24 protein-coding genes are annotated in these 23,613 nt (G+C 71.5%); 17 read left to right on the top strand and 7 right to left on the bottom strand.

Features of this window, described 5'->3' with window-relative positions; translation table 11 throughout:
• The first annotated feature begins 86 nt into the window (after window positions 1-86).
• The 4 genes from ACFY29_RS10980 to ACFY29_RS10965 all read left to right on the top strand — a co-directional run bounded on the left by ACFY29_RS10980 (window position 87) and on the right by ACFY29_RS10965 (window position 3,302).
• The gene (locus tag ACFY29_RS10980; protein WP_328423485.1) at window positions 87-830 is read left to right on the top strand and encodes a M50 family metallopeptidase; all 744 of its coding nucleotides are present in this window, start codon (window positions 87-89) and stop codon (window positions 828-830) included.
• 63 nt (window positions 831-893) lie between these two features.
• Entirely contained in the window at window positions 894-1,877 is a 984-nt protein-coding gene (locus tag ACFY29_RS10975) for a ketopantoate reductase family protein (RefSeq protein ID WP_386985162.1), read from the top strand.
• A 62-nt stretch (window positions 1,878-1,939) separates the two neighbouring features.
• A complete protein-coding gene (locus ACFY29_RS10970) occupies window positions 1,940-2,443 on the top strand; it encodes a SigE family RNA polymerase sigma factor (RefSeq protein WP_328423489.1) in 504 nt (167 codons plus the stop codon).
• On the top strand, window positions 2,436-3,302 hold the full coding sequence (locus tag ACFY29_RS10965) for a hypothetical protein (protein ID WP_386985160.1): 867 nt from the start codon (window positions 2,436-2,438) through the stop codon (window positions 3,300-3,302). Before ACFY29_RS10970 ends, ACFY29_RS10965 begins: the two co-directional genes overlap by 8 nt.
• 29 nt (window positions 3,303-3,331) lie before the next feature.
• Here ACFY29_RS10965 and ACFY29_RS10960 read toward each other — a convergent pair whose 3' ends face one another.
• Window positions 3,332-4,915, bottom strand: a complete 1,584-nt coding sequence (locus ACFY29_RS10960; RefSeq protein WP_386985159.1) for an acyl-CoA carboxylase subunit beta — start codon at window positions 4,913-4,915, stop codon at window positions 3,332-3,334.
• Window positions 4,916-4,999: 84 nt separating this feature from the next.
• Here ACFY29_RS10960 and ACFY29_RS10955 point away from each other — a divergent pair, with 84 nt between their 5' ends.
• Both ACFY29_RS10955 and ACFY29_RS10950 read left to right on the top strand, forming a co-directional pair.
• Window positions 5,000-5,875 carry a biotin--[acetyl-CoA-carboxylase] ligase gene (locus ACFY29_RS10955; RefSeq protein WP_386985157.1) on the top strand — a complete coding sequence of 292 codons (876 nt, stop codon included), beginning with the start codon at window positions 5,000-5,002 and terminating at the stop codon, window positions 5,873-5,875.
• A gap of 178 nt (window positions 5,876-6,053) precedes the next feature.
• Window positions 6,054-6,626, top strand: a complete 573-nt coding sequence (locus tag ACFY29_RS10950; protein ID WP_328423497.1) for a PH domain-containing protein — start codon at window positions 6,054-6,056, stop codon at window positions 6,624-6,626.
• A gap of 40 nt (window positions 6,627-6,666) precedes the next feature.
• Here the strand turns inward: ACFY29_RS10950 and ACFY29_RS10945 are convergent, their stop codons facing one another.
• The 3 genes from ACFY29_RS10945 to ACFY29_RS10935 form a co-directional block, all read right to left on the bottom strand.
• Complete coding sequence (locus ACFY29_RS10945) at window positions 6,667-7,248, bottom strand: MaoC/PaaZ C-terminal domain-containing protein (protein ID WP_386985154.1); 582 nt, start codon at window positions 7,246-7,248, stop codon at window positions 6,667-6,669.
• Window positions 7,245-7,958, bottom strand: a complete 714-nt coding sequence (locus ACFY29_RS10940; RefSeq protein WP_355602611.1) for a GtrA family protein — start codon at window positions 7,956-7,958, stop codon at window positions 7,245-7,247. Before ACFY29_RS10940 ends, ACFY29_RS10945 begins: the two co-directional genes overlap by 4 nt.
• A gap of 62 nt (window positions 7,959-8,020) precedes the next feature.
• Window positions 8,021-8,557: a GtrA family protein gene (locus tag ACFY29_RS10935; protein WP_386986639.1), complete on the bottom strand. Its 537-nt coding sequence runs from the start codon at window positions 8,555-8,557 to the stop codon at window positions 8,021-8,023.
• A 439-nt stretch (window positions 8,558-8,996) separates the two neighbouring features.
• Between ACFY29_RS10935 and ACFY29_RS10930 the strand changes: the two genes are divergently transcribed.
• From ACFY29_RS10930 to ACFY29_RS10915, 4 genes are all read left to right on the top strand, one after another.
• The gene (locus ACFY29_RS10930; RefSeq protein WP_355602492.1) at window positions 8,997-10,841 is read left to right on the top strand and encodes a phosphoenolpyruvate carboxykinase (GTP); all 1,845 of its coding nucleotides are present in this window, start codon (window positions 8,997-8,999) and stop codon (window positions 10,839-10,841) included.
• 37 nt (window positions 10,842-10,878) lie between these two features.
• Complete coding sequence (locus tag ACFY29_RS10925) at window positions 10,879-11,748, top strand: hypothetical protein (RefSeq protein ID WP_386985152.1); 870 nt, start codon at window positions 10,879-10,881, stop codon at window positions 11,746-11,748.
• A gap of 600 nt (window positions 11,749-12,348) precedes the next feature.
• Entirely contained in the window at window positions 12,349-13,596 is a 1,248-nt protein-coding gene (locus tag ACFY29_RS10920; protein ID WP_386985150.1) for an NAD(P)/FAD-dependent oxidoreductase, read from the top strand.
• Window positions 13,597-13,627: 31 nt separating this feature from the next.
• Window positions 13,628-14,398, top strand: coding sequence for an isoprenyl transferase (locus ACFY29_RS10915; RefSeq protein WP_328423513.1), 771 nt, complete (start codon window positions 13,628-13,630; stop codon window positions 14,396-14,398).
• A 30-nt stretch (window positions 14,399-14,428) separates the two neighbouring features.
• On the opposite strand, the gene otsB is transcribed toward ACFY29_RS10915, so the two are convergent.
• From otsB to ACFY29_RS10900, 3 genes are all read right to left on the bottom strand, one after another.
• Window positions 14,429-15,253: a trehalose-phosphatase gene (otsB, locus tag ACFY29_RS10910; RefSeq protein ID WP_386985148.1), complete on the bottom strand. Its 825-nt coding sequence runs from the start codon at window positions 15,251-15,253 to the stop codon at window positions 14,429-14,431.
• Window positions 15,254-15,320: 67 nt separating this feature from the next.
• Window positions 15,321-15,674: a hypothetical protein gene (locus ACFY29_RS10905; protein ID WP_355602500.1), complete on the bottom strand. Its 354-nt coding sequence runs from the start codon at window positions 15,672-15,674 to the stop codon at window positions 15,321-15,323.
• A gap of 162 nt (window positions 15,675-15,836) precedes the next feature.
• Window positions 15,837-16,280 carry an XRE family transcriptional regulator gene (locus ACFY29_RS10900; RefSeq protein ID WP_386985146.1) on the bottom strand — a complete coding sequence of 148 codons (444 nt, stop codon included), beginning with the start codon at window positions 16,278-16,280 and terminating at the stop codon, window positions 15,837-15,839.
• A 264-nt stretch (window positions 16,281-16,544) separates the two neighbouring features.
• Between ACFY29_RS10900 and ACFY29_RS10895 the strand changes: the two genes are divergently transcribed.
• From ACFY29_RS10895 to ACFY29_RS10865, 7 genes are all read left to right on the top strand, one after another.
• A complete protein-coding gene (locus ACFY29_RS10895; protein ID WP_386985144.1) occupies window positions 16,545-16,889 on the top strand; it encodes a hypothetical protein in 345 nt (114 codons plus the stop codon).
• 31 nt (window positions 16,890-16,920) lie between these two features.
• Window positions 16,921-17,310, top strand: coding sequence for a hypothetical protein (locus tag ACFY29_RS10890; RefSeq protein ID WP_355602504.1), 390 nt, complete (start codon window positions 16,921-16,923; stop codon window positions 17,308-17,310).
• A 428-nt stretch (window positions 17,311-17,738) separates the two neighbouring features.
• Window positions 17,739-19,154 carry a PhoH family protein gene (locus ACFY29_RS10885; RefSeq protein WP_355602506.1) on the top strand — a complete coding sequence of 472 codons (1,416 nt, stop codon included), beginning with the start codon at window positions 17,739-17,741 and terminating at the stop codon, window positions 19,152-19,154.
• Window positions 19,155-19,432: 278 nt separating this feature from the next.
• Window positions 19,433-20,110 (top strand): lytic transglycosylase domain-containing protein, encoded by a 678-nt coding sequence (locus ACFY29_RS10880; RefSeq protein WP_328423524.1) that lies wholly within the window; start codon window positions 19,433-19,435, stop codon window positions 20,108-20,110.
• Window positions 20,111-20,225: 115 nt separating this feature from the next.
• Window positions 20,226-20,879, top strand: a complete 654-nt coding sequence (locus ACFY29_RS10875; protein WP_355602508.1) for a rhomboid family intramembrane serine protease — start codon at window positions 20,226-20,228, stop codon at window positions 20,877-20,879.
• Window positions 20,880-20,984: 105 nt separating this feature from the next.
• Window positions 20,985-21,953, top strand: a complete 969-nt coding sequence (locus tag ACFY29_RS10870; RefSeq protein ID WP_328426309.1) for an NAD(P)/FAD-dependent oxidoreductase — start codon at window positions 20,985-20,987, stop codon at window positions 21,951-21,953.
• Between the two features lie 65 nt (window positions 21,954-22,018).
• On the top strand, window positions 22,019-23,611 hold the full coding sequence (locus ACFY29_RS10865) for a hypothetical protein (protein ID WP_386985140.1): 1,593 nt from the start codon (window positions 22,019-22,021) through the stop codon (window positions 23,609-23,611).
• The last annotated feature ends 2 nt before the right edge of the window (window positions 23,612-23,613 follow it).

Below are 23,613 nucleotides of genomic sequence, written 5' to 3'. Positions count from 1 at the left end.
AACGGGCGTAAGTCGTCCCGGTGACCGGAGCGGAACGATCAGCGCAGGGCCCGGGGCACTGAACGGCACCGGTAGGCTCGCGCCCCATGATGTCGATCGACGGGCTGGGCGACCTGTGGGACACGCTGTTCGGCGCGCAGCCGGACCCGCCCCCGCTGCTGGTGCTGATCACCGCGGTCGTCGCGCTGGTGGTGGTCTCCACTCGGCTGCCGTGGCGGATCGCCCGTAACGCGATCACCATCGCGCACGAGGGCGGGCACGCACTGGTCGCCCTGCTTACCGGTCGCAAGCTGCGGGGTATCCGGCTGCACTCGGATACCTCCGGGCTGACGCTCTCCGCCGGCCGCCCCAGCGGGCCAGGCATGATTCTCACCCTGCTGGCCGGCTACGTCGCCCCGCCGTTGGTCGGGTTGGCCGGTGCCTGGCTGCTCGGCGGCAACCGGATCACCCTGCTGCTCTGGGTCGCGGTGGTGCTGTTGCTCGCCATGCTGGTCATGATCCGCAACGCCTTCGGCGTGGTGTCGCTGCTGGTCACCGGTGCGCTGGTGCTCGCCGTCTCGTGGTACGCCACCCCGCAGGTGCAGGCCGCGTTCGCGTACACCGGGGTGTGGTTCCTGCTGCTCGGCGGGGTACGGCCAGTGGTGGAGTTGCAACGGCTGCGCTCGCGTGGCCGGATGCCCGCCTCCGACGCCGACCAGCTCGCCGGGCTCACCCCGTTCCCGGCGTTCTTCTGGGTGACCTTCTTTGCCCTGGTCAACCTGGTAGCGCTCGTCGCCGGCGCACTGCTGCTCGCCGGCCCGATCCTCACCGACGCCGGTCTGACCGGCTGACCGCCAGGGCGCTGCACGGGAGCGAGCACCGGGACCACCTCGCTGGGCGGGCAGAATGAGGCCATGCGATACGTGATCATCGGGGCGGGCGCGGTCGGCGGGACCATCGGTGTACGGCTGTCCCAGGCCGGCCGGGACGTGACCCTGGTGGCCCGGGGCGCGCACCTGGACGCGATTCGCGCGCGGGGCCTGACCCTGCGCCAGCCCGACGGCGAGGTCACCGCCCGGCTCGCCGCCGTGGACGGACCAGGTGACCAGCCGCTGCCGGCCGACACGGTGCTGATCCTCACCGTCAAGTCGCAGGACACCGCTGGCGCGCTGGCAGCCTGGGTCGACGCGCCGGTGGCCGGTGGCGGCACGGCGGGCGAGCGGCTGCCGCTGGTCACCGCGCAGAACGGGGTCGCGAACGAGCGGGCGGCGCTGCGGCTCTTCGCCGACGTGCACCCGGTCTGCGTCTGGCTGCCGGCCACCCACCTGGATCCGAGCGTGGTGGTGGCGAACGGCTACCCGCACCCCGGGATGCTGCACGTCGGGCGGTACCCGACCGGTGCCGACGACACCGATCGGGCGATAGCTGCAGACCTGAGCGCGGCCGGGTTCATGGCCCCGGTCCGCCCGGATGTGCTGCGCTGGAAGTACGGCAAGCTGCTCAACAACCTCGGCAACGGCCTGCAGGCGCTGCTCGGTCGGGACATCCCGGAGGCGCTGTCCGAGCGGGTACGCGCCGAGGGCCTCGCCGCGTTCGCCGCCGCGAGCATCGCGCACACCTCGCCCGAGGAGGAGAAGGCCGAACGCGGCGACCTGGTCCAGCAGCGGCCAGTGGCCGGTGCGGAGCGCTCCGGCGGCTCCACCTGGCAGAGCCTCGCCCGAGGCGCCGGCTCCACCGAGGTCGACCACCTCAACGGGGAGATCGCGCTGCTGGGCCGGCTGCACGGCGTACCGACGCCGGCCAACGTGGCCGTGCAGCGCGCGGTGCGCCGAGCGGCCCGGGAGCGGATCGCGGCCGGTGCGTTCCCGCTCGCCGAGCTGGAGAAGATGATCGCCTGATCGGGGCAACCGACGACCCTGCCCGACGCGTGTTCCCTGCGACCGACACGGGGAGGTAGCGGGTGCCGGACGTCGACGGGTTCGACGAGTTCTACCGCGGGAGCCGACAACGGCTGCTCGGTTTCGTCTACGTGCTCACCGGCGATCGGGTCGAGGCGCAGGACGCCGTGCAGGAGGCGTACATCCGGGCGTGGCAGCGCTGGTCGACGGTCAGCCGGTACGACGAGCCGGAGGCGTGGGTGCGGGTGGTGGCCAGCCGGATAGCGGTCAGCCGGTGGCGCAGCCTGCGCAGCCGCGCCCGCGCGTACCTGCGGCACGGGGCCACCACCGAAGCCGTTCCCGGCCCGGGCACCGACACCGTCGAGGTGGTCGCCGCGCTGCGCCGGCTGCCTGAGGAGCAACGCACCGCCATCGCCCTGTACTACCTGGTCGGCATGCCGGTCGCCGAGGTGGCGCGGGAGACCGATGCACCGGTCGGCACGGTCAAGGCCCGACTCTCCCGGGGGCGCGCCGCGCTCGCCGGTCTGCTCGCCGTCTCTGATCTGGAGGAGGCTACCGATGCGTGACGACCTGGCATTCATCGAGCGGGTCCACCGGGACCTGGGGGATGTGCGGTGGCCAGAGCCGCAGGAGATCCGGGCGCGGGCCCGGCGACGCAGCCGACGTGCCGTCGTGGCGGCGACGGTCGTGTTGACGCTCGCGGGCGTGTCCGCCTTCGTGGTGACCTCAGGCGGGAGGGAGTTGGCACCGCCTCAGGTGGCGGCCTCGGCCTCCCCGGACGCACCCGCCCGCGGCGAGATCACCGCTGACTCCCTGGTGCAGCCGGCCGATCTGGCCCAGCCGGCGCAGGTGCAGCTCAGCCAGTCAGGGCTGGGGGAGCCGGTCCTCATCGAGGACATGCTGGGTTACTGCCGGCAGAGCCGGGGGATGACACCCGTCTGGGAGACGTCCCGCTGGTCACGATCGCAGACCCTGCTGCGGGAAGGCCCTGATGGTGCCGCCCTCACCCCCACCGATGTGCTGCTCAGCCAGGACCTGTACCGGGTGACGCCGGATGCTGCGGAGTCGTTCTTCGGCGACCTCGACCGGCGGGTGGCACCCTGCGCCGAATGGCGCAGCGTCGGGCCCTACGAGGTGGCCGGAAGCACGGGTACCGGCGAGGCGGTGCACCGCTGGGCGGTGGTCCAGCGAGGCTTCGCGGGCGACGGAGCAGCCCTGCTGCGCCACACCGTCTCGCAGCCCCGCGATCAGAAGACCGGCAAGGCCATCGGGGGTGGACCCCGGTCGACCAGCATCGCGGTGGTGCAGGTGGGCGACCTGATCGCGGTGCTCACCCTTGGCGAGGACGGCACCGAGCCGGAGCTGAGCCGCCTCGCCGAGACGGCCGCCCGCCGTATGTGCCTCGCCGCCAACCCGTCGTGCTGACGCCGGTTCTTGATCCGCGCCCGTCGCGCTCAGAGGGGGATGTTGCCGTGCTTCTTCGGGGGCAGGGTCTCGCGCTTGGTGCGCAGGACGCGTAGCGCCCGGACGATCTGGGTGCGCGTCTCGTGCGGCGGGATGACCGAGTCGATGTAGCCGCGCTCGGCCGCCACGTACGGGTTGGCCAGGGTGTCCTCGTACTCGGCGATCTTCTCGGCCCGGACCGCAGCCGGGTCCTCGGCACCGGCCAGCTCGGAGCGGTAGAGGATGTTCACCGCGCCCTGCGCGCCCATCACCGCGATCTGCGCCGTCGGCCAGGCGAAGTTCAGGTCCGCGCCGAGGTGCTTGGAGCCCATCACGTCGTACGCCCCGCCGTACGCCTTGCGGGTGATCACAGTGACCTTGGGGACGGTCGCCTCGGCGTACGCGTAGATGAGCTTGGCGCCCCGGCGGATGATGCCGTCCCACTCCTGGCCGGTGCCGGGCAGGAAGCCGGGCACGTCCACGAAGGTCAGCACCGGGACGTTGAACGCGTCGCAGGTGCGGACGAACCGGGCGGCCTTCTCGGAGGCGGCGATGTCCAGCGTGCCGGCGAAGTGCATCGGCTGGTTGGCCACCACGCCGACCGGTCGTCCCTCGACCCGGCCGTAGCCGACCACGATGTTCTGCGCGTAGAGCGGCTGGACCTCGAGGAACTCCCCGTCGTCGAGGACGTGCTCGATCACCCGGTGGATGTCGTACGGCTGGTTGGCCGAGTCCGGGATCAGCGTGTCCAGTTCGCGGTCGTCGTCGCTGATCTCCAGGTCGGCAGGGGCATCGAGGACCACCGGCTCGTCGAGGTTGTTCGACGGCAGGTACGACAGCAGCGCCTTGACGTAGTCGACCGCGTCCTCCTCGTCGCTGGCGAGGTAGTGCGCGTTGCCGCTGCGCGAGTTGTGCGTGCGGGCTCCGCCCAGCTCCTCCATGCCGACGTCCTCGCCGGTCACCGTCTTGATCACGTCCGGGCCGGTGATGAACATGTGCGAGGTCTGGTCGACCATCACGGTGAAGTCGGTGACCGCGGGGGAGTAGACCGCGCCGCCGGCGCAGGGCCCCATCACCAGCGAGATCTGCGGGATGACCCCGGAGGCCCGCACGTTGCGGAAGAAGATCTCGCCGTAGAGGCCGAGGGAGACCACGCCCTCCTGGATGCGCGCCCCGCCGGAGTCGTTGATGCCGACCACCGGGCAGCCGATCTTCATGGCCAGGTCCATCACCTTGACGATCTTCTCGCCGAAGACCTCGCCGAGCGAGCCACCGAAGACCGTGAAGTCCTGGGCGAAGACGCAGACCTGTCGGCCGTCCACCGTGCCGTAGCCGGTGACCACGCCATCGCCGTACGGGCGGTTCTTCTCCAGCCCGAAGGCCGTGGACCGGTGCCGGGCCAGCTCGTCCAGCTCGACGAAGGAGCCCTCGTCGAGCAGCATCTCGATCCGCTCACGGGCGGTCTTCTTACCCCGCGCGTGCTGCTTCTCGACCGCACGCGCCGATCCGGCGTGCACCGCCTCGTCGACCCGGCGCTCCAGGTCCGCCAGCTTGCCCGCGGTGCTGTGGATGTTGGTCCCGGTCTCGGTAGTCACCCAGGGAATATAACGATGGTTCAGGCCGACGCTGCTGTGCAGTACGCCTCAATGCCGGTCCGGCCACCGCCGTAGGCTGGCGGAATGCCGGGCTCCCCGTACACCGATCTGGACCGCCCGCCGCTGTCGGTGACCCGGCTGCGGCGCGCGCTGGTCGCGCCGCACGGCCCGTGGGCCCGGCTGGAGCTGCGCGCCGAGACCGGCTCCACCAACGCCGATGTGGCCGAGGCGGCGCGGGCCGGCGAGCCGGAGGGTCTGGTCGTGGTCGCCGAGCGGCAGACCGCCGGGCGGGGCCGGCGCGGCCGGGTCTGGCAGTCGCCGCCGCGGGCCGGGATCGCCACCAGCGTGCTGCTCCGGCCGGGCGAGGCCGTGCCGGACCGCGGCTGGCCGGCGGCGCCACCGACGGGGTACGGCTGGCTGCCGCTCCTGGCCGGCGTCGCGCTGGTCGAGGCGGTGGCCCGGCTGGCCGAGCTGGAGGCCAGCCTGAAGTGGCCCAACGACCTGCTGATCGGCGGCGCGAAGTGCGCCGGCGTGCTGGCCGAGGGGATTCCCGGGCGCGCACCGGCCCAGCCGCCCGCCATCGTGCTCGGCATCGGGCTCAACGTGACGCTGCGTGCCGACGAGCTGCCGGTGAACCCGACCGGGCTGCCGGCCACCTCGCTGCAACTGGCCGGCGCGGCGGCCACCGACCGGGACCCGCTGCTCCGGGCGCTGCTCCGGGCGGTGGCCGACTGGTACGACCGCTGGCGCGCCGCTGGCGGGGATGCCGTGGCCAGCGGTCTGCGCGACGCCTACCTGGCGGCCTGCGCCACGGTCGGCCGCGAGGTGCGGGTCCTCCTACCCAACGGCGACGACGTGACCGGCACCGCCACCGGCATCGACGCCGACGGCCAACTCCTCATCACCACCCCTGCCGGCGACCGCGTCCTGGCCGCAGGCGACGTCCTCCACCTCCGCTGACCCGCACCACACCGTTTCGCGATCTTGCAGGTGCTTTCCGGCAGAACGGGCGAGAGCCGCGTAGCGGTGATCGAGGGCGCAAGATCGCGAAGAGTGGGATGGGGGCCGCGTGGCGGATGTTGTGTACATGGGTGGGGGGTTTACGGTCAGCGCGTCATTTCTGCGTTGGAGGTTTGCCGTGGCGTTCCCCGAAGACGTGCTCACCGAGGACGAGCATGTCGTGCTGCACCTACACCCGCACTGGAAGGCGTTGATCCGGCCGATCGCGGTGCTGGTGCTCGCCATCGCCGCGGTGGTGGCCGGCGTGCTGCTGCTCCCCTCGAGCGGCGGTGGGTCGATCGCGCTGGCCGTGATCGGGGTGATCGCCCTGGTCGCGGCACTCTGGCTCGGGCTGTGGCCGTTCCTGGTCTGGCGCACCACGCACTATCTGTTCACCGACGAGCGGGTGCTGCTCCAGCAGGGTGTCTTCTCCCGGGACCGGCGGGACATCCCGCTCACCCGGATCAACGACCACTCGATGAACCAGCGTTTCCTTGAGCGGGTGCTCGGCTGCGGCACGCTCACCATCGAGTCCGCCGGAGAGCGGGGCCAGTCGGTGCTCGCCGACGTCCCAGGTGTCGGCCGGGTGCAGACCAAGCTGTACGAACTGGTCGAGGCGCAGCACGACAAGCACTCGCTGGGCGATGGGGAGATGCGCGACATCCTCTCCGACATGCGCGAGGGCAAGCCGCTCCGCGACACCACGAGCTGACCCCGACGCACTTCCGCCCCGGCCGACGGGCCGGGGCGGGTCAGTCCGCCGGCCTGCTCTCGGTCAGGGCGCCAGTTTCGGCCGGGCCGCCCGTCTCGGGCGGGTTGTTCTCCGGTGTGGGCTCGGTCGGGCGGAGGGCGAACCAGCCGCGGAAGCGGGTCCGCAGCACCTCCTGTTCGGGCCGGTCGTCCGGGCCGAGGCGGAGCATGGTGCCGGTGAGGCTGGCGGTGCCGAGGCCGGGGCGGGCGGTGGACGGCCGGGCGCCCATCACGTCGACCCGGACGGCGAGTCGGTCCCCGGCACGTACCGGGGCCAGCCAGCGCAACTCCTCCAGGCCAGGGGAGGCGTCCGCCGCCGCCCGGGACAGCAGGTGGTCGACGTACGCCCGCATGAACAGGCTGACCGTGTAGAAGCCGCTGGCGATCAGCCCGCCGTGCCGGCTCGCCCCGGCCAGCTCCGGGTCGACGTGGTACCACTGCGGGTCGAAGCGGCGGGCGAAGGCCACCATCTCGTCGCCGTCCACGGTGACCACGCCGAGGTCGACGGTGAGACCTGGCACGAGATCCTCGAAGAACAGCTTTGCGGGGGCTCCGGTGCCGGAGCGCGCGGTGGGCGCGGTCACCGGCGGGGCGTGCGCCGGGTGCCGACATGCAGCTCCGCAGCGAGTTCCGCGTCCAGGTCGGCGGTGAGGCCGGCGGTCAGCGGCGTGGGCCGCCCCTGAGAGGGAGCGCCGTTCGGGCTGGGTGTCGGGGCCGGGCGCTCATCGGAATGCGCCTCCTCCAGCTCGGAGACGGATTCGGCCAGCTCGGCGACCGGGTCCATCTCGGCCACGTTGTCCCACTCGTCACGCGGAATGCTGTGCCAGGTGGGCTCGGCCTTCGCCTCGGCCTCGGCTGGTTCGATGGGCTGGAAGACGAAGGTCCGGTATGACCAGAACCGGAACAGCGTGGCCAGCAGGACGCCGCCCGTCTTGGCCACGTTCAGCGCCAGCAGGCTGTTCACGCCGAGCCCGTACTTGGCTGCGGCCAGCACACCCAGCTCGATGATCAGGCCGGTCGCGTTGAAAAGGAAAAACAGGACGTACTCCCGTCGGAGCGCCGATTTCGGGCGATCCCGGTACGTCCAGTGGCGATTCATTAGATACGACGTGATCGTGGCGACGATGGTCGCGATCACGGTGGCCTTCAACTGACCGTCGGCAAAGACGGTGAGTGCAAGTGCATTGAACACCGCGTAATTGATGACGGTGTTGATGCCGCCGACGATGCCGAATTTGAGCGCCTCGTGGATGAACTTCTGCCAGCGCTCAGGCAGCAGACGGACAAGACGCATGCGAAACACCTTAGGTCAGTCGGTGAAGCCGGCGATCACCGGCCGAACGAGTGGGCGGCAGGTCACGCCCCGTGGTCACGGTCGTGCTTCACCTGCGGAACGGGCCGCGTTCCCGCTTCGACGAAGACGAACCGCCGGTAGGACCAGAATCGGAACAGCGTGCCGAGGCCCGTGCCGACGACGAAGCTGGCGATGTTGTCGGCCAGCCGCGTCTGGAACACGGCCGGCCAGATGCTGCCCAGTCCGTACCGGCTGATCGCGAGGCAGGCCACCGCGATGCCGAGGCCGACGGCGTTGAAGAAGAAGAACAGCGCGTACTCCCGGGCCGGGTTGTTGCGCTGGCGGTGCCGCCAGGTCCAGAACCGGTTGCCGAGGAAGGCGACGGAGGCCGCGATAACGGTGGAGATCGTCTTCGCCGTCACCTGCTCCATGCCGCGCGCGGTCGTCAGGTAGTTGAAGAGCGCGAAGTCGAGGAGGAAGGCGATGCCGCCCACCGTGGCGAACTTGCTCAACTCGCGGACGAGGTGACCGAAACGGTCGAGCAGTGCCCGGACCAGACCCGGCCTGGTCTGCCGGGGACCCGGTTGCTCCCCGGTCATTGTGGCGGCCACGGGCCGAGCCTACCGGCTGTTGACCAGTCAGCGGGGTAGCAACGGCGAGCAGGCGTCGTCACTGGTTCCGACCCTCCGTCGGGTGCGCCGCTGTTGAACGCAGCGTAACCAATCCGGAGGACTGACGCGCCACGGAACGGGAATCAACCAACCGGTCGGCAGGGCCGGTCCACGGCCGGACCGCGACTCGCGTCGACCGGGGTGCACAACAAGATTTGCGTGAAACTGCGCAGGAAAGCGGGTATCAGATCGTGATGCCGCAGCGTGGCCGTACCTTGTGCAGTTCTTCACAACCTGTCCCACTGACTCGGAAGGCTGCCCGGTTTACGCTGAGGCCAATCCCAGGTTTCCACGAAGGCGACGCATCGCGCCGCTGAGACTCGTGCATCCCATAGATCGGTCAGCGTCGACCACAAGGAGATGTGTCATGGTTGCTCCGGCTGTTGTGCGGGGTATCGATCAGGCCCCGACGTCCCATCCGAAACTACTCGCCTGGGTGCGTGAGGTCGCGGAACTGACCACCCCCGACCGCGTCGTCTGGGTGGACGGGTCCGACGAGGAGTGGCGCCGCCTCACCGACGAACTGGTCGAGGCCGGGACCCTGATCCGGTTGAACCCGGAGAAGAAGCCCAACTCGTTCTACGCGCGTACCGACCCGACGGACGTCGCCCGGGTCGAGGAACGCACCTTCATCTGCTCCGTCGACGAGGCGGACGCCGGCCCCACCAACAACTGGATGGCGCCGGCCGAGATGAAGCGGACGATGACCGACCTGTACCGCGGCTCGATGCGCGGGCGCACCATGTACGTCATCCCGTTCGTCATGGGCCCGGTCGAGGCCGAGAGCCCGATGTTCGGCGTCGAGATCACCGACAGCCCGTACGTGGTCGCCTCGATGCGCATCATGACCCGGATGGGCGCCAGGGTCCTCGAGGCGATGGGTGACGACGCGGACTTCGTGCACGCGCTGCACTCGATCGGCGCCCCGCTCGCCCCGGGCCAGCAGGACGTCGCGTGGCCGTGCAACGAGACGAAGTACATCTCGCACTTCCCCGAGAGCCGCGAGATCTGGTCGTACGGCTCCGGCTACGGCGGCAACTCGCTGCTCGGCAAGAAGTGCTACTCGCTGCGGATCGCCAGCGTGATGGGGCGCGACGAGGGCTGGCTCGCCGAGCACATGCTGATCCTCAAGATCACCTCGCCGGAGGGCAAGGTCTACCACATCGCGGGCGCGTTCCCCTCCGCCTGCGGCAAGACCAACCTGGCCATGGTGGAGCCGACCATCCCCGGTTGGAAGGTCGAGACCATCGGCGACGACATCGCCTGGATGCGGTTCGGTGAGGACGGCCGGCTGTACGCGGTCAACCCGGAGTACGGCCTCTTCGGCGTCGCGCCGGGCACCGACTGGAAGACCAACGCCAACGCGATGCGGACGCTGGACCGGGGCAACTCCATCTTCACCAACGTCGGCCTCACCGACGATGGGGACATCTGGTGGGAGGGCATGGGAGAGCCCCCGGCGCACCTGATCGACTGGAAGGGCAACGACTGGACGCCGGAGAGCGACGGCCTCTCCTCGCACGCGAACAGCCGGTTCTGCACCCCGATCACCCAGTGCCCGATCCTGGCAGACGACTACTACGACCCGAACGGCGTGCCGATCGACGCGATCCTCTTCGGCGGCCGTCGCAAGGACACCATCCCGCTGGTGACCGAGGCGCGCGACTGGGTGCACGGCGTCTACATGGGGGCGACGCTCTCCTCGGAGACCACCGCCGCCGCGTCCGGCGCGGTCGGCGTGGTCCGCCGCGACCCGATGGCCATGCTGCCGTTCATCGGCTACAACGCCGGTGACTACTTCCGGCACTGGATCGAGATGGGCAAGGGCACCGACGGCGACGAGGCCAAGCTGCCCAAGATCTACTACGTCAACTGGTTCCGCAAGGACCCGGAGGGCTCGTTCCTCTGGCCGGGCTTCGGCGAGAACTCCCGGGTGCTCAAGTGGGTCGTCGAGCGGATCGAGGGCCGGGCCGACGCGGTGGAAACGCCGATCGGCATGGTCCCGGCCCCGGACGCACTGGACGTCGAGGGTCTGGACATGACCCCGGAGGACGTCCGGATCGCGCTGAAGGTCGACCCGGATGAGTGGCGCAACGAGTTGCCGCTTGTCACCGAGTGGTTCGAGAAGTTCGGTGACAAGCTGCCAGGCGTGCTCTGGGCCGAGCTGGACGCGCTGCGGGCCCGCCTGGACGCCACGCAGCCGCAACGGTAGGTGTGAAGATCGCCCGTCGCGGGCATCATCAGATCCCATGAGGACGGCCGCCGAGACCGAGGTCCGGCGGCCGTCCGCCGTCCGGGTGCTCACCATCCTGCTCGCGACGACCGCGGCGGCCACCGTCGTGGTCGAGCTGCTCAACTGGTGGTACGCCCCGGAGCAGGGCTTCGGGCTGGCGGTGCGGACCGGCTGGGCGATGCTGCGCTCGTTCGGCTTCCTGTTGCTGATCGGGCACGTCCGCCGGGGCCGGACCGTGGCCCGCCCGTTCGGGCTGATCCTCGCCGTCACCACGATCTTCGCCGTCGGCCGGCTGATCGTGCCCCGGCAGGGGGTGCCTCCGCTGCCCGGGTTGCTCGGCTTCGCCGCGCTCGCCGCACTCTGTACGGCGGTGGTCTGGCTGCTCTACCGCTCGTCGGCGCTGGCCGGTCACCTCGTCCGGCACCGGCCCCGGCTGGTCATCGACCGAGCCGGCATCTCCTGGCGGGAAACCCCGCCGCGTCGGCCACAGGCCAGCGCCTGGCTGCTGACCAGCCGGGTCGCGGCGTTCACCTACAGCCCGCTGATGCTGGTGCCGGCGTTGATGGCCGGCGGATCCATCCTGGACGGTCGGCTGGCCGCGGTGCCGGCCGTGCTGTTCTGGTTCGGCGCCGGCATCGCGGCCAGCTACGCGGTGCTGTTCTGCACCGCGTTCCTGATGCGCGGCAAGGACTGGGCTCGCGGGCTGCTGGTCGTCGTCACGGTGGCTGTGCTCGCCGTCGACCTGCCGCTGTGCTGGTGGCTGCTCGGGGTGGACGGCCTGGTCCGGGACGGCGGCCCGCTGCTCGCCGCCGCCGCGCTGACGCTGCACGGACTTTGGCGAGCGCCCCGCGCCGCCGACGCCGCCGACGCCGCCGTCCCAGCCTGAACCCGGCCTGAACCCGGCCTCACGTAGCCGGCGCGGGGCGCCCGGTCGATACCCCGCAGTCCTGGGTTGTACCGGTTCGGCCTGGCAGGTGCGCGGCGCGGCGGATGCGGCTGGACCCCTTCCACCTGGCCGTACTCACCTGTCGGCGGGCCTCCGATAAGGCGGACTGGCCTACGCGTGCGGGTGTCCTGTCTCTGCCTCAGAGACGGATGGCGTGCGATGTCGGCAGCGGTCGCGGCGAGGACCGCCGCCTGTGTGTGTGGGCCTGTCGAGCTGCCCCAGATTTGGACCGGGCTGGCGTGTGCACGCGGGTGGGACCTTTCGAGCTGCCCACACATGGACCGGCTGGCCTGCGCCCGCGCCCGCGCGTCTGGGTCCCGGTGCCCCATATCTGGGGCAGCTCGACAGGGTCCTGGACAGGTGCCCCGACCGACGGGGATTCAACGGAAGCCCGGGCACGACTGGTCACGGCCAGCCTGGCACCCAAGCGGGGGCAGGGGCCGGGCGGGGCGTAGGCGGCGGCGATTGGGGATTGGGGATGGGGAATTCGGCCTGGCCGGGCCGTTGAGGACCGGTCGACGCGAGCGGGCAGGGGGCAGGATGGCGGGTGGCGTCGGTCACAGCGGCCGGCGTGGAGCGGCGCAGGCGGCTCGCCGGGGGCGGGGCGGGAAGAGCCGGGCCGCGTCGGCGGGAGGGAGGCGCGCGGTGAGCGACGAGTTCGATGTGGTGGTGGTAGGAGCGGGGCCGGCCGGGGCGGCCGCCGCGCTGACGGCCCGCCGTGCGGGTGCCAGTGTGCTGCTGCTGGACCGGGCCGACTTTCCCCGGGACAAGGCGTGCGGCGACGGGATCGCCGCGCACTCGGTGGACGTGCTCGCCGAACTGGGCGTGACCGAGGCGGTGGCGGGATACGCCCCGCTGCCCGCGCTGCGCATGATCGCCCCGGGCGGTGGCGCGGTGGCCCGGGCGCTGCCCCGGCCGGCGTACACCGTGCCCCGGCAGGTCTTCGACGCGCGGCTGGTGGCGGCCGCGGTGGCTGCCGGCGCGCAGCTGCGCCGGCACACCGTCCGCCAGGTCGAGCCGCGTGCCGACCGGGTGGTGCTCGACGGGGAGCTGTCCGGCCGGGTGGTGGTGGGCGCGGACGGCGCCGGGTCGGTGGTGCGCCGGGCACTCGGTCACCCGGCGAACCCCGACCGGCACCTGGCGCTGGCCATCCGGGGGTACGCGCCGGCGCTGCCCGGCCCGTCCGAGCAGGTCATCGTCACGTCGCAGGCGCGCTGGCCGGCGTACGCCTGGTCGTTTCCGATCGGCGACGGGCGGGCGAACGTCGGGTACGGGGAGGTGCTGCGCGGTGAGCCGCTGAGCCGGGCGTACCTGCTGGATCGGCTGGCCGCGCTGCTGCCCGGCACCGACCTCGGCACGGTGACCGCGCTGCGCGCCCACCACCTGCCGCTGTCCACCCATCGGCCCGCACCGGGGCAGGGCCGCACCCTGCTGGTCGGGGACGCGTTGTCGCTGATCAACCCGTTCACCGGGGAGGGCATCTTCTACGCGCTGCTCTCCGGCGCGCTGGCCGGGGCGGCGGCGGCTCACGCACCCGAGGGTGCCGCGCGTCGCTACGCCGACGGACTGCGCCGCCGCCTCGGCACCCACCTGCGGCACAGCTCGGTGGCAGCCTGGTTGGCGCGACGCCGGCGAGTGGTCGACGCGGCGGTCCGGGCGGCCCGTCGGGACGACCGGGTGTTCGACGATGTGGTGGAGCTGGGACTCGGCGACGGGCGGCTCACCGCCCGCACCCTGGCCATGATCGGCATCGCGCTGCCAGGCGGGGATGGGCCTCCGAGGCGATGATCCGCCCCGCGGGTCGCTACGCTGCTAGGTGATGACGCTGCGGAACCTTATCTACTCCGTGTACGAGCGCCGGCTCACGGCGAAGCTCGCGGGTAAGCCGGTGCCCCGACACGTCGGGGTGATGTGCGACGGCAACCGCCGGTGGGCGAGGGAGATGGGCTTCGTCGACCCGAACGACGGGCACCGGGTCGGCGCCGCGAAGATCAAACACGTCCTCGGCTGGTGCGACCAGGCCGGCATCGGGCACGTCACGCTCTACCTGCTGGCCACGGACAACCTCCGCCGGCCGGCCCGCGAGCTGGACCCGCTGCTGAAGATCATCGAGGATCTGGTGGTGGAGTTGGCCGAGGAGGGCAACCCCTGGCGGCTGCGCATCGTCGGCGCGCTCGATCTGCTGCCCGCGCAGACCGCGGCGGCGCTCAAGGGCGCCGAGGAGCGCACCCGGGAGCGCAGCGGCGGCGCGGAGGTCAACATCGCCGTGGGCTACGGCGGCCGGCGGGAGATCACTGACGCGGTCCGCTCGCTGCTGCTGGAGCACGCCGCCTCGGGCGGCACCATCGAGGAGTTGGCCGAGGTGCTGGACGTCGAGCACATCAGCGAGCACCTCTACACCCGCGGCCAGCCCGACCCCGACCTGGTCATCCGCACCAGCGGCGAGCAGCGCCTGTCCGGCTTCATGCTCTGGCAGTCCGCGCACTCGGAGTTCTACTTCTGCGAGCTCAACTGGCCGGATTTCCGGCATATCGACTTCCTGCGCGCACTCCGCTCGTACGCCACCCGGCAACGCCGCTACGGCGTCTGAGCGGGCAGCGCCGCTCAGACGCCGGCCCGCTCAGGGCAGGTGGGTCAGCGCCCGGGTGAGGAAGTCACCCAGAGCGGCCGGGGACTCGATGGTCAGGTCGGCGGCGTTGGCCACCTCATGGCCGGTCTCCGGGTTGGCCACCGCGACGCAGACGCCGAAGAAGTCCGGGTCGGCGGCGGCCCGGGCGCGCAGCGCGGCGAACGCCTTGATGTCCGAGACGTCGTCGCCGAAGTACCAGGCGCCGGTGGCATCCCGGACCACCTCGCCGATGACCATGCCCTTGTCCCGGTCGACGGGCGGCTTGAGCTCCAGCACCATCCGCCCGGCCTGCACCCGCAGCCCCAGTCGGTCGGCCTGCGCCTGCCCCCACTGCTGCACGGTCGGCCCGAGCTGCGGCGCGGTACGCCAGTGCAGCGCGACGGAGAGCCGCTTGTATTCGACCAGCGTGCCCGGCGGCAGCTCCACCCGAGCCAGGTCGGCCAGCTCCGACATGGTCGGCACCCAGGGCAGCGCGGCCGGTTCCGTGACGGTCTCGCCGCCGGAGTGGCTGTGCTCCAGCCCGTAGAGGCCGTAGAGATCCACGCCGGCGAGCCCACCGAGTTGGTCCCGGAGGAACTCGACCGGTCGGGCGGAGACGATCGCGACCCGCTGCACCACCAGGGCCAGCGCCTCGATGGCGGCCAGCGCCTTGGGAGCGGGGCGTACCGCGGTCGGATCGTCGTCGACGGGCGCGAGCGTGCCGTCGAAGTCGAAGAAGAGCACGGTCCCCCCGGCCCGGCTGGCGGTGGTTCGCCAGGCCTGGTCGGCGTTCAACGGGGTCCTCGGCTGCTGATTGCCCAGATTCAACGGCGGCACGCGCGTCAGCGTACCCCGGCGATCGGGGCTCATTCCTGGCCGAGCGGACCCGTTCGGCGGCGCGTGGTCAGCGTTCGGCGGCCCCTCGTCCGCGGCGGCCGAACGGCACCACCGCAGCATCCTGGCCGTGGCTCAGCAGATATCCCTCCACGAACCCGGTGTTGCGATCACCGGTGTGGTTCTCGATCTCATTGAGCCGTGCGACCAGGAACTCGGTGAGTGCGCTGATCCGGTCGTTCAGCCGCTCGTGCAGCTCGGCGACGACGGCCAGGATGACCGCGGTGCCGGCGCTGGTGAGCGCGAGGAGGTTGACGAGCATTGGAAGCTGCCCGCCGTTGACCGCGAGGGTCACCACGTTGCCGGTCAGCCACAGTGTCATCGACACCGTGGCGACCACGACTGCCAACCACTTCAGGGTCATGGACAGACCCCTCCTTTTGTCCCGCAGGGCTGGGTTCGGCCTTGTCCCGTCCCCCCGCCGATGACGAGCCCAAGCAGTACGAATAGGGACGCTAGCGTGCCCGTTCCGGCCCCGGAGGCAAACGAATGAACCCGACCAGGCGTTCTTTCGCCATCTGAGGAACTACCCTGCTTGATTCCCTCTTTTTCGGACATCGGTCGGCAACGTTGGTCGGTATGCGAGGTAACGGATGGTTTCGCGGATGTGGAACTTCTCCGCGTCCGATACGTCCGGATCAACCAGCCGGCGCAGCAACGCCTCCACGTCCGGGTCCATCGGAGGTGCCGGTTGACCGGCGCGGGGGCCGGCGGCGGTGCGGTCCCAGCCGAGCGCGGCGAAGGCGGCGGCCGGATTCAGCCCGAGGCCCTCGCAGAAGGCGACCACCCGTTCGGCCTCCGGATCACTGGCCCAGTCGCCCCGGACCCACCGGTTGATGGTCTGCCGGGAGACGCCGGTGCGCCGGGACACCTCGGTGCCGCTCCAGGCCCGGGTCGCCCGCGCCTCGTCGAGCGCACGCCGGACGAAGGTGGCGAAGGCGATCTTCCGCGCGTTGGCCGTCTCGGTCACCCCGTGACGGTACGGCCACCCGGTTGTGGGCGCGTGCTCTGGCACGCTGCTGTCACGCGAACGTGACGGATGCTTCGGATTTCTGGTAAACGATCCAGCGCCGCTCTTGAGGGGTCTCACCCGGGCAGAATAGATGCTCCTAGTGGTGGCGGTAAACGCCCGAAAAGCTGATACTGTCACGCTCATGGGACAATCTACGGTGTGTCTCGTGCATGAGACGACTGGTGCTCACATGCGTCACGCCTCCGGTGCCTGGGAGGTGTGGTGACCGAGCTCGCCACCCGAGCCCAGGCCTTCGGGCTGATCGCCGAGGGAGTGGCCGCAGGGCTGAGCGCCCCCTGGCGCCTCTACCTCGCCCGAGGCTGCCGCTACCTGTCGCTGAGCGTCGGCGACCGCGACGAGTGGAACTCCTGGCGTACCCATCTCGGTTGCCCTGAGCTGAGCGTCCGGGTCTACGACGCGGGCGGCGAGATCCGCCGCTCCTCGGTCGCAGAGGTCGTCGTGGACGGCTGCCGGATCAGCGTCGAGCTGGTCGAGGAGGTCAGCACCGACGACCTGGACCGGCTGCTGGTCGCGGATCCCACCACCGTCGAGCCGGAGGAGCGATGACCCGACGTCCGGGGCCGGCCGGAGCCGCCCGATGAGCCCATTCCTCGCGGTCTTCCTCGTCCTGGTGCTCGGTGCGACCAGCTACGCGGCCGGCCGGCTGCATGGGCAGCTCAGCTACCGCATCGGCTACCGCTTCGGCTACCGGCAGGGCTACTTCGACGGCGACCGGGGTGCCTGGAACCGGCGCCGCCGCGACGCCCAGGCCGCGATCGCCTCCGCCCTGTCGGTCTCTCCAACGGGCGCCGTCCGGTCCGCCGGCACCGTTGCCCGCGCCGGCAGTGGCGCGGGCCCCGGCACCGTCGCCCGGGCCGGCACTGTCGTGGGCCCCGGCACCACCTACACCGGCTCGTCGTTCACCGCGCCGGCCGCCCCGATCACCGGGCGGCACCCGACCGGCACGCTCGTCCGACGGACCGGCTGAGGTCGGTCGGCGGGCCGTCAAGCGCGGACCCGCCGACCGCCACCACGAGCGCGGTGCGTCGTCCGCGGCGGACACGCACCGTCGGGGCCACGTCAGACCGGTGACGGTGGCCCCGCCGGCCGGGATGCGCGCAGGGGGCATGCATCCCGGCCGGCTTCGCCGCGCCGATCCCGGCCGTACTTCTCCCGGCCGGCCAGCGCCCCGGTCGGCGGGCTGTTCACACGGCCGTCCCCGGAGATCCACGATCGCCCTCTAGCCGGGACGGTCCGCCGCCGCTAGCGTCTAGGCATGGCACGGGGTTCTCCCGAGCCAACCGGCCCGCCCGGACCTGCGACCTCGCGCACGGGGCCCGCATCCGACCCCGTGTCTCCGGGCACCGGACGAGGCGGAACACGGGTGGCCGGGTGCCCATCCGTCGGAGCAGGCCTGTGACGACTCGCCGTACCACCGCCGGTGCCGACCAGACCCCGGCCGCGACTGCCACGACCCGCCGCGCCACCCGGAGCCGCCGTACGGCGGCCGCCGCGCCGGCCGATCCCAAGGAGCCGCGACCAGCCGGCCAGGCGTTCGTCCTGGACACGTCCGTGCTGCTCTCCGACCCGGCGGCATTCCACCGGTTCGCCGAGCACGAGGTGGTGCTGCCACTGGTGGTCATCACCGAGTTGGAGGGCAAGCGGCACCATCCGGAGCTGGGCTGGTTCGCCCGACAGTCGCTGCGGATGCTCGACGAGCTGCGGATCCAGCACGGTCGGTTGGATCGTCCCGTGCCCGCCAACGACGTCGGCGGCACGCTGCGGGTGGAGCTGAACCACACCGACGACGGCGTACTGCCGCCCGGGTTCCGCACCGAGAGCAACGACGCCCGCATCCTCTCCGTGGCGCTCAACCTTGCCGCCGAAGGGCGGGAGGTCACCCTGGTCAGCAAGGACATGCCGCTGCGGGTCAAGGCCGCCTCGGTGGGCCTGCGGGCCGACGAGTACCGGCACGGCCAGGCCAGCGATCCGACCTGGACCGGGATGTCCGAGCTGGAGCTGGGTGAGGAGCAGATCGGTCGGTTGTACGCCGGTGAGTCGCTCGACATCGACGAGGCGGCCGGGCTGCCCTGCCACACCGGCCTGGTGCTGCACTCGGCGCGCGGCTCCGCGCTCGGCCGGGTGTTGCCAGACAAGTCGGTGCGGTTGGTCCGGGGTGATCGGGAGGCGTTCGGGCTGCACGGCCGCTCGGCCGAGCAGCGGGTCGCCCTCGACCTGCTGCTCGACGAGTCGATCGGGATCGTCTCGCTGGGCGGTCGGGCCGGCACCGGCAAGTCGGCATTGGCGCTCTGCGCCGGGCTGGAGGCGGTGATGGAGCGCCGTCGGCACAAGAAGGTGATCGTGTTCCGCCCGCTGTACGCCGTCGGCGGCCAGGAGTTGGGCTACCTGCCCGGGTCGGAGTCGGAGAAGATGTCGCCGTGGGCCCAGGCGGTCTTCGACACGCTCGGCGCGGTGGTGCACGAGAACGTTCTGGAGGAGGTCACCTCGCGGGGCATCCTGGAGGTGCTGCCGCTGACCCACATCCGTGGGCGCAGCCTGCACGACGCCTTCGTGATCGTGGACGAGGCCCAGTCTCTGGAGCGCGGGGTCCTGCTGACCGTGCTGTCCCGGATCGGGCAGGGCTCACGGGTGGTGCTCACCCACGACGTGGCCCAGCGGGACAATCTGCGGGTTGGCCGGCATGACGGCGTGACGGCGGTCATCGAGGCGCTCAAGGGCCATCCGCTCTTCGCCCATGTCACGCTCAGCCGTTCGGAGCGGTCGCCGATCGCAGCGATGGTGACGGATCTGTTGGAGGACATCCCACTCTGATGGTGCTTATATAGGGTTTTGTCCGCATTTTTTGTGTGGCGCAGATCACAAACGGGTCGGTTGGTTTCCCATCAGCCTCACTGTGCGCGATGGTGTCCCACGAGCGTCCACGCACCACAGGCATCGTTGGTGATCGTTCGTCCCGAGATGGACGGACATCGGCGAAGGTCGGTGCGTCGGCGCGACCGGCACCGGTCGGGGCGCTCGCGGTACGGCTGACGGCCCTCCTGTGGCCCGACGCCGCGCCGCGTCCTTGCCCCCGACGAAGGGACCACTTCGTGAGTCGGCTGTGGAGCCGGTTGGGCGCCCGTACGGCTGCTGTCGCGTTGCTCTCTGTGGGCGTTGCCGGTGGCTTCTACCTGGGCGACGACCGGGAAACCCAGCAACAGGGCCTGACCGCGCAGGTCGGCCTCGAGGTCGACCGCGCTGATTTCGCGTACCAGCGCGAGCGGCAGTCCGCCCACCAGGTGAAGTTCGCCAAGCAGCGGGCTGCCGAGTACCAGGCCAAGCTGCGGGCGGCGCAGGCCGCCAAGGAAGCCGCCGAGCGGGCCCGTAAGGCCGAGGCAGCCGCGGCGTCCCGCAAGCGCGAGCGGGAGGCCCAGAACGCCGCCCCCAAGCCGTACGACGGGCCGATCCCGGCGTCCTGCGCCGAGTTCAGCGGCAATCGCAAGATCGGCTGCGCCATGATGATCGAGGCGGGTTTCGGCATCGCCGAGTTCCCGTGCCTGGAGAAGCTCTGGACCAAGGAGAGCGGCTGGAACCACAAGGCCAGCAACTCCTCGTCCGGTGCGTACGGGATCCCGCAGGCCCTGCCGGGCAGCAAGATGGGTACCGTCGCCGACGACTGGCGGACGAACCCGGCCACCCAGATCAAGTGGGGGCTGGGCTACATCAAGGGCAGGTACGACACGCCCTGCGGTGCCTGGGGCTACTTCCAGAGCAACGGCCACTACTGACGGTGTCGATGGCGGGGCAGGGTGGGCGACCACCCGCCCCGCTATCGCGCGTACCGGGCCCGCCAGGACGGGACGCGAGTGGCGGCTGAGCCATTTTGCTGATAGCAGTTGTGGAGTGACCCTGCACCCTGGAAGCGGCGACCCCAACCGGTTCGGCACCGAGGCGTTCTACGCCGCGCTCGGCCGGGCCTTCGTCGCGATGTGCGCGGTGGTCCCGTTCCTCTTCCTCATCGAGGCCGTCGACCAGGGGCTGGCGTTCGGCCTGGACGCCACCGCCGGCATCATCCCGAAGCGCATCGACGGGCTGGACGGGGTCTTCTTCTCCCCGTTCCTGCACCACGGCTTCGACCACCTCTACAGCAACAGCATCCCGCTGATCCTGCTGGGCACCTTCGTGCTCGCTGCCGGCGCCCGCAGGTTCCTCTGGTCGACCCTGATCATCATCCTGGTCAGTGGGCTCGGCGTCTGGTTCACCGGCTCGCCCAACTCGGTCGTGGTCGGCGCCAGCGGGGTGATCTTCGGGTACCTGGGCATCCTGCTCACGCGGGGCATCTTCGAGCGCAGTTGGTGGAACTTCGCGGTCTTCCTGCTGGTCGGCCTGCTCTACGGCTGGCAACTGGTCGGCATCCTTCCCACCGACGAGCGGATCTCCTGGCAGGGTCACCTGTTCGGGCTGCTGGGCGGGGTGGTGGCCGCGATCCTGTTCCGCCGTCGCCGGCCGGTCGCCGGTGGCCCCGACTACTCCGGGTCCACCCTCAGCCTGTCCTGACCGGTTCCTCGGCGCGCCCCTGGGACGTGCTTGCCCGACCGCTGCCACCCGCCTACCGTCGAGATCAGCAAGCGTTGATCCGTGAGCGGAAAGCGACGGTACGCCATGCGCGAGGTCGACATCGCCGTGATCGGGGCCGGTCCGGCCGGCCTCTTCGCGGCGTACTACGCCGGGTTCCGAGGGTTGTCGGTGGCGGTGATCGACGCGCTGCCGGAGCCCGGCGGACAGGTCACCGCGATGTACCCGGAGAAGCTGATCCTGGACGTGGCCGGCTTCCCCGCCGTCAAGGGCCGCGACCTGGTGGCAAACCTGGTCGCCCAGGCCGCCCCGTTCGGGCCGCAGTATTTGCTGGGCACCCGGGCCGAGAAGCTCTCGTACGCCGACGACCGGCCGGTGCTCGGCCTGGCCGGCGGTGAGCAGTTGGCCTGCGGCGCCGTCGTGGTCACCGGCGGGCTGGGCAGCTTCAGCCCTCGGCCGCTGCCCTGCGCCGACGGCGCTCCCGGGGCGGGGATCGTCTACTTCGTCACCGAGCCGGCCGAGCTGGCCGACCGGGACGTGCTGATCGTCGGTGGCGGCGATTCGGCCTTCGACTGGGCGTTGACGCTGCAACCGCTGGCCCGCTCGGTGACCCTCGTGCATCGACGCGAGAAGTTCCGGGCGCACGCCTCGACGGTTGCCCGGGTGCTGTCGCTGCCCGTGCGGGTGGTGGTCAACGCCGAGGTCACCCGGCTGTTGGGGGACGGCACGGTGACCGGTGCCGAGGTGACCGTGCGCGGCGGCGCGGCCGAGACGCTGCCGGTGGACACCGTGGTGGCCGCACTCGGCTTCACCGCCGACCTGGGCCCGCTCGCCGAGTGGGGGCTGCGGCTGGACCGCCGGCACATCCTGGTGGACAGCGCGATGGCGACGAACCTGCCCCGGGTCTTCGCGGCCGGTGACATCACCGAGTACCCGGGCAAGGTCCGACTGATCGCGACGGGCTTCGGTGAGGCCGCGACGGCGGTGAACAACGCGGCGGTGGCCATCGACCCGAGCGCCCACCTGTTCCCCGGGCACTCCTCCGACGCCGGCTGAACGCCGGTATCGGAAGCAGACCGCTCCGTAGCCGGACCGAGACGCCCCGACGCGACCCTGATGGGATGAGCGGTCCCGAGACACCGCACGACGGCGCACCCACGGCGCTGGCCTGGCTCTGCCACCCGGCGACGCTGCTCGCCCTGGTCGTCCTGGTGGTCAACGATCACCTGCTGAAGCCGGCCTTCCCCGGCCTGCTGACCGGCAAGCTCAGCGACGTCGCCGGCCTGCTGCTCGCGCCCCCACTGGTCGCGGTGCTGCTGACCCTCCTGGTGCCGCGACTGCCGGCCCGGGCCGCCGCGCTGGCCGGGCTGGTCGCGGTGGGCGCCGGGTTCGCGGTCGTCAAATCCAGCGGGTACGCCGCCGACGTCGCCTCGTCGGCCTGGAGCGCGCTGGCCGGGCCGTCGCTGGTCCGGGCCGACCCCACCGACCTGCTCACCCTGCCGGCGCTCACGCTGGCCTGGTGGAGCTGGACGCGGGCCCGTGAGCGGCCGGTGCGATACCGGCTGGCCCGGCTGGTACGGCTGCTGGTGGTGCTGCCGCTGGCGCTGGTCGCGGTGACCGCCACCAGCCCGGCCTACTTTCCGTACGCCCTCGGCGTCACCCTGCTTGACGACCGTCCGGCGATCTCGGTCGGCTCGGGTGGCACGTCCTGGCCGCAGCGTGCGGCGGACGGGCAGTGGGCGGTCAGCGACGACGGCGCGACCACCTGGCGGCTCGCCACGGAGGCCGAGCAGCCGCGACTGTCCGACCTCGACGATCCGAACCGGCAGGCGTGCGTGCCGGCCGAGCCGCGGCGGTGCTACCGGGTGGTCGCGGGTCAGCTGCGGGTGGAGCAGAGCGACGACGCCGGTGTGAGCTGGCGGGCCGCCTGGGAGGTGTCGGACGGGCGGCGTGAGGAGCTGGCCCGCCGGTTCCCGAACCCGGGTGACATCCAACGGCACTTCGCTTCCCGCGAGCTGATCGTCTATCCCACCGTCAACGGTGGTCACGGGGTGCTGGTCGCCAACGGCCGGGACGGCTTCCTGCGCCGCCTGCCGGACGGCGAATGGCGGCGCGACGGCTTCCTCGGGCAGGAGGGTCCACAGGGAACGTACTGGAGGGGTCTGCCGGCGCTGGAGGATGGCGGGCCGGGTCAGCGGCAGACCGACGTGCTGCTTGTCGTCGCGGTGGCGCTCACCCTCGGGTTCCTGGTTACCGTCGTCGCCGCCCACCTGACCGTCCGCCGCCGCGGCGGCCCCTTCTGGCCCGGCATCGCCGGTGCGCTGTCGATGTCCTTCGTCGTGGTGGCCCTGGCGGCGGTCTGGCCCCGCAGCGATGATCTCGGCACGGTGCTGGCGGTGTTGATGGCCGTGCTGCCACTGGGTGCGCTGACGGCGATCGTCATGCTGGGCTCCGCGTGGTACGCGGGTGGGACCCGTCGGTGGACCGCCCGGGTGGCCGGCGGGTTCCTGCTCACCCTGATTCTCGTCGGCCTGCCGTTGACCGGCTGGTTGTACGGCGCTCCGGAGCGAGGTCGGGTGGCGTTGCTGCTGGCCGGGTTGGCCACCGTGCCCGGCCTGCTGCTGGCCTGGTGGGTGGCCCGGTTGCCGGACCCGGTTCGCGTCCACGTCGAACCGTCCTACCCGCCGCCGTGGACGTCGGTGCCACCGGGCTGACC

Source organism: Micromonospora sp. NPDC000668, assembly GCF_042897975.1.
Taxonomy (GTDB): domain Bacteria; phylum Actinomycetota; class Actinomycetes; order Mycobacteriales; family Micromonosporaceae; genus Micromonospora.
The sequence above is the reverse complement of the archived record's forward strand: the minus strand, read 5'-3'. Positions and strand labels throughout refer to the sequence as shown.

Bases quoted from the DNA above. Each gene is read 5' to 3' on its own strand.
- ACFY29_RS10980 (WP_328423485.1), top strand. From the start codon at position 87: ATGATGTCGATCGACGGGCTGGGCGACCTGTGGGACACGCTGTTCGGC.
- ACFY29_RS10975 (WP_386985162.1), top strand. From the start codon at position 894: ATGCGATACGTGATCATCGGGGCGGGCGCGGTCGGCGGGACCATCGGT.
- ACFY29_RS10965 (WP_386985160.1), top strand. From the start codon at position 2,436: ATGCGTGACGACCTGGCATTCATCGAGCGGGTCCACCGGGACCTGGGG.
- ACFY29_RS10955 (WP_386985157.1), top strand. From the start codon at position 5,000: ATGCCGGGCTCCCCGTACACCGATCTGGACCGCCCGCCGCTGTCGGTG.
- ACFY29_RS10940 (WP_355602611.1), bottom strand. From the start codon at position 7,958: ATGCGTCTTGTCCGTCTGCTGCCTGAGCGCTGGCAGAAGTTCATCCAC.
- ACFY29_RS10935 (WP_386986639.1), bottom strand. From the start codon at position 8,557: ATGACCGGGGAGCAACCGGGTCCCCGGCAGACCAGGCCGGGTCTGGTC.
- ACFY29_RS10930 (WP_355602492.1), top strand. From the start codon at position 8,997: ATGGTTGCTCCGGCTGTTGTGCGGGGTATCGATCAGGCCCCGACGTCC.
- ACFY29_RS10925 (WP_386985152.1), top strand. From the start codon at position 10,879: ATGAGGACGGCCGCCGAGACCGAGGTCCGGCGGCCGTCCGCCGTCCGG.
- ACFY29_RS10920 (WP_386985150.1), top strand. From the start codon at position 12,349: ATGGCGGGTGGCGTCGGTCACAGCGGCCGGCGTGGAGCGGCGCAGGCG.
- ACFY29_RS10915 (WP_328423513.1), top strand. From the start codon at position 13,628: ATGACGCTGCGGAACCTTATCTACTCCGTGTACGAGCGCCGGCTCACG.
- ACFY29_RS10905 (WP_355602500.1), bottom strand. From the start codon at position 15,674: ATGACCCTGAAGTGGTTGGCAGTCGTGGTCGCCACGGTGTCGATGACA.
- ACFY29_RS10890 (WP_355602504.1), top strand. From the start codon at position 16,921: ATGAGCCCATTCCTCGCGGTCTTCCTCGTCCTGGTGCTCGGTGCGACC.
- ACFY29_RS10870 (WP_328426309.1), top strand. From the start codon at position 20,985: ATGCGCGAGGTCGACATCGCCGTGATCGGGGCCGGTCCGGCCGGCCTC.
- ACFY29_RS10865 (WP_386985140.1), top strand. From the start codon at position 22,019: ATGAGCGGTCCCGAGACACCGCACGACGGCGCACCCACGGCGCTGGCC.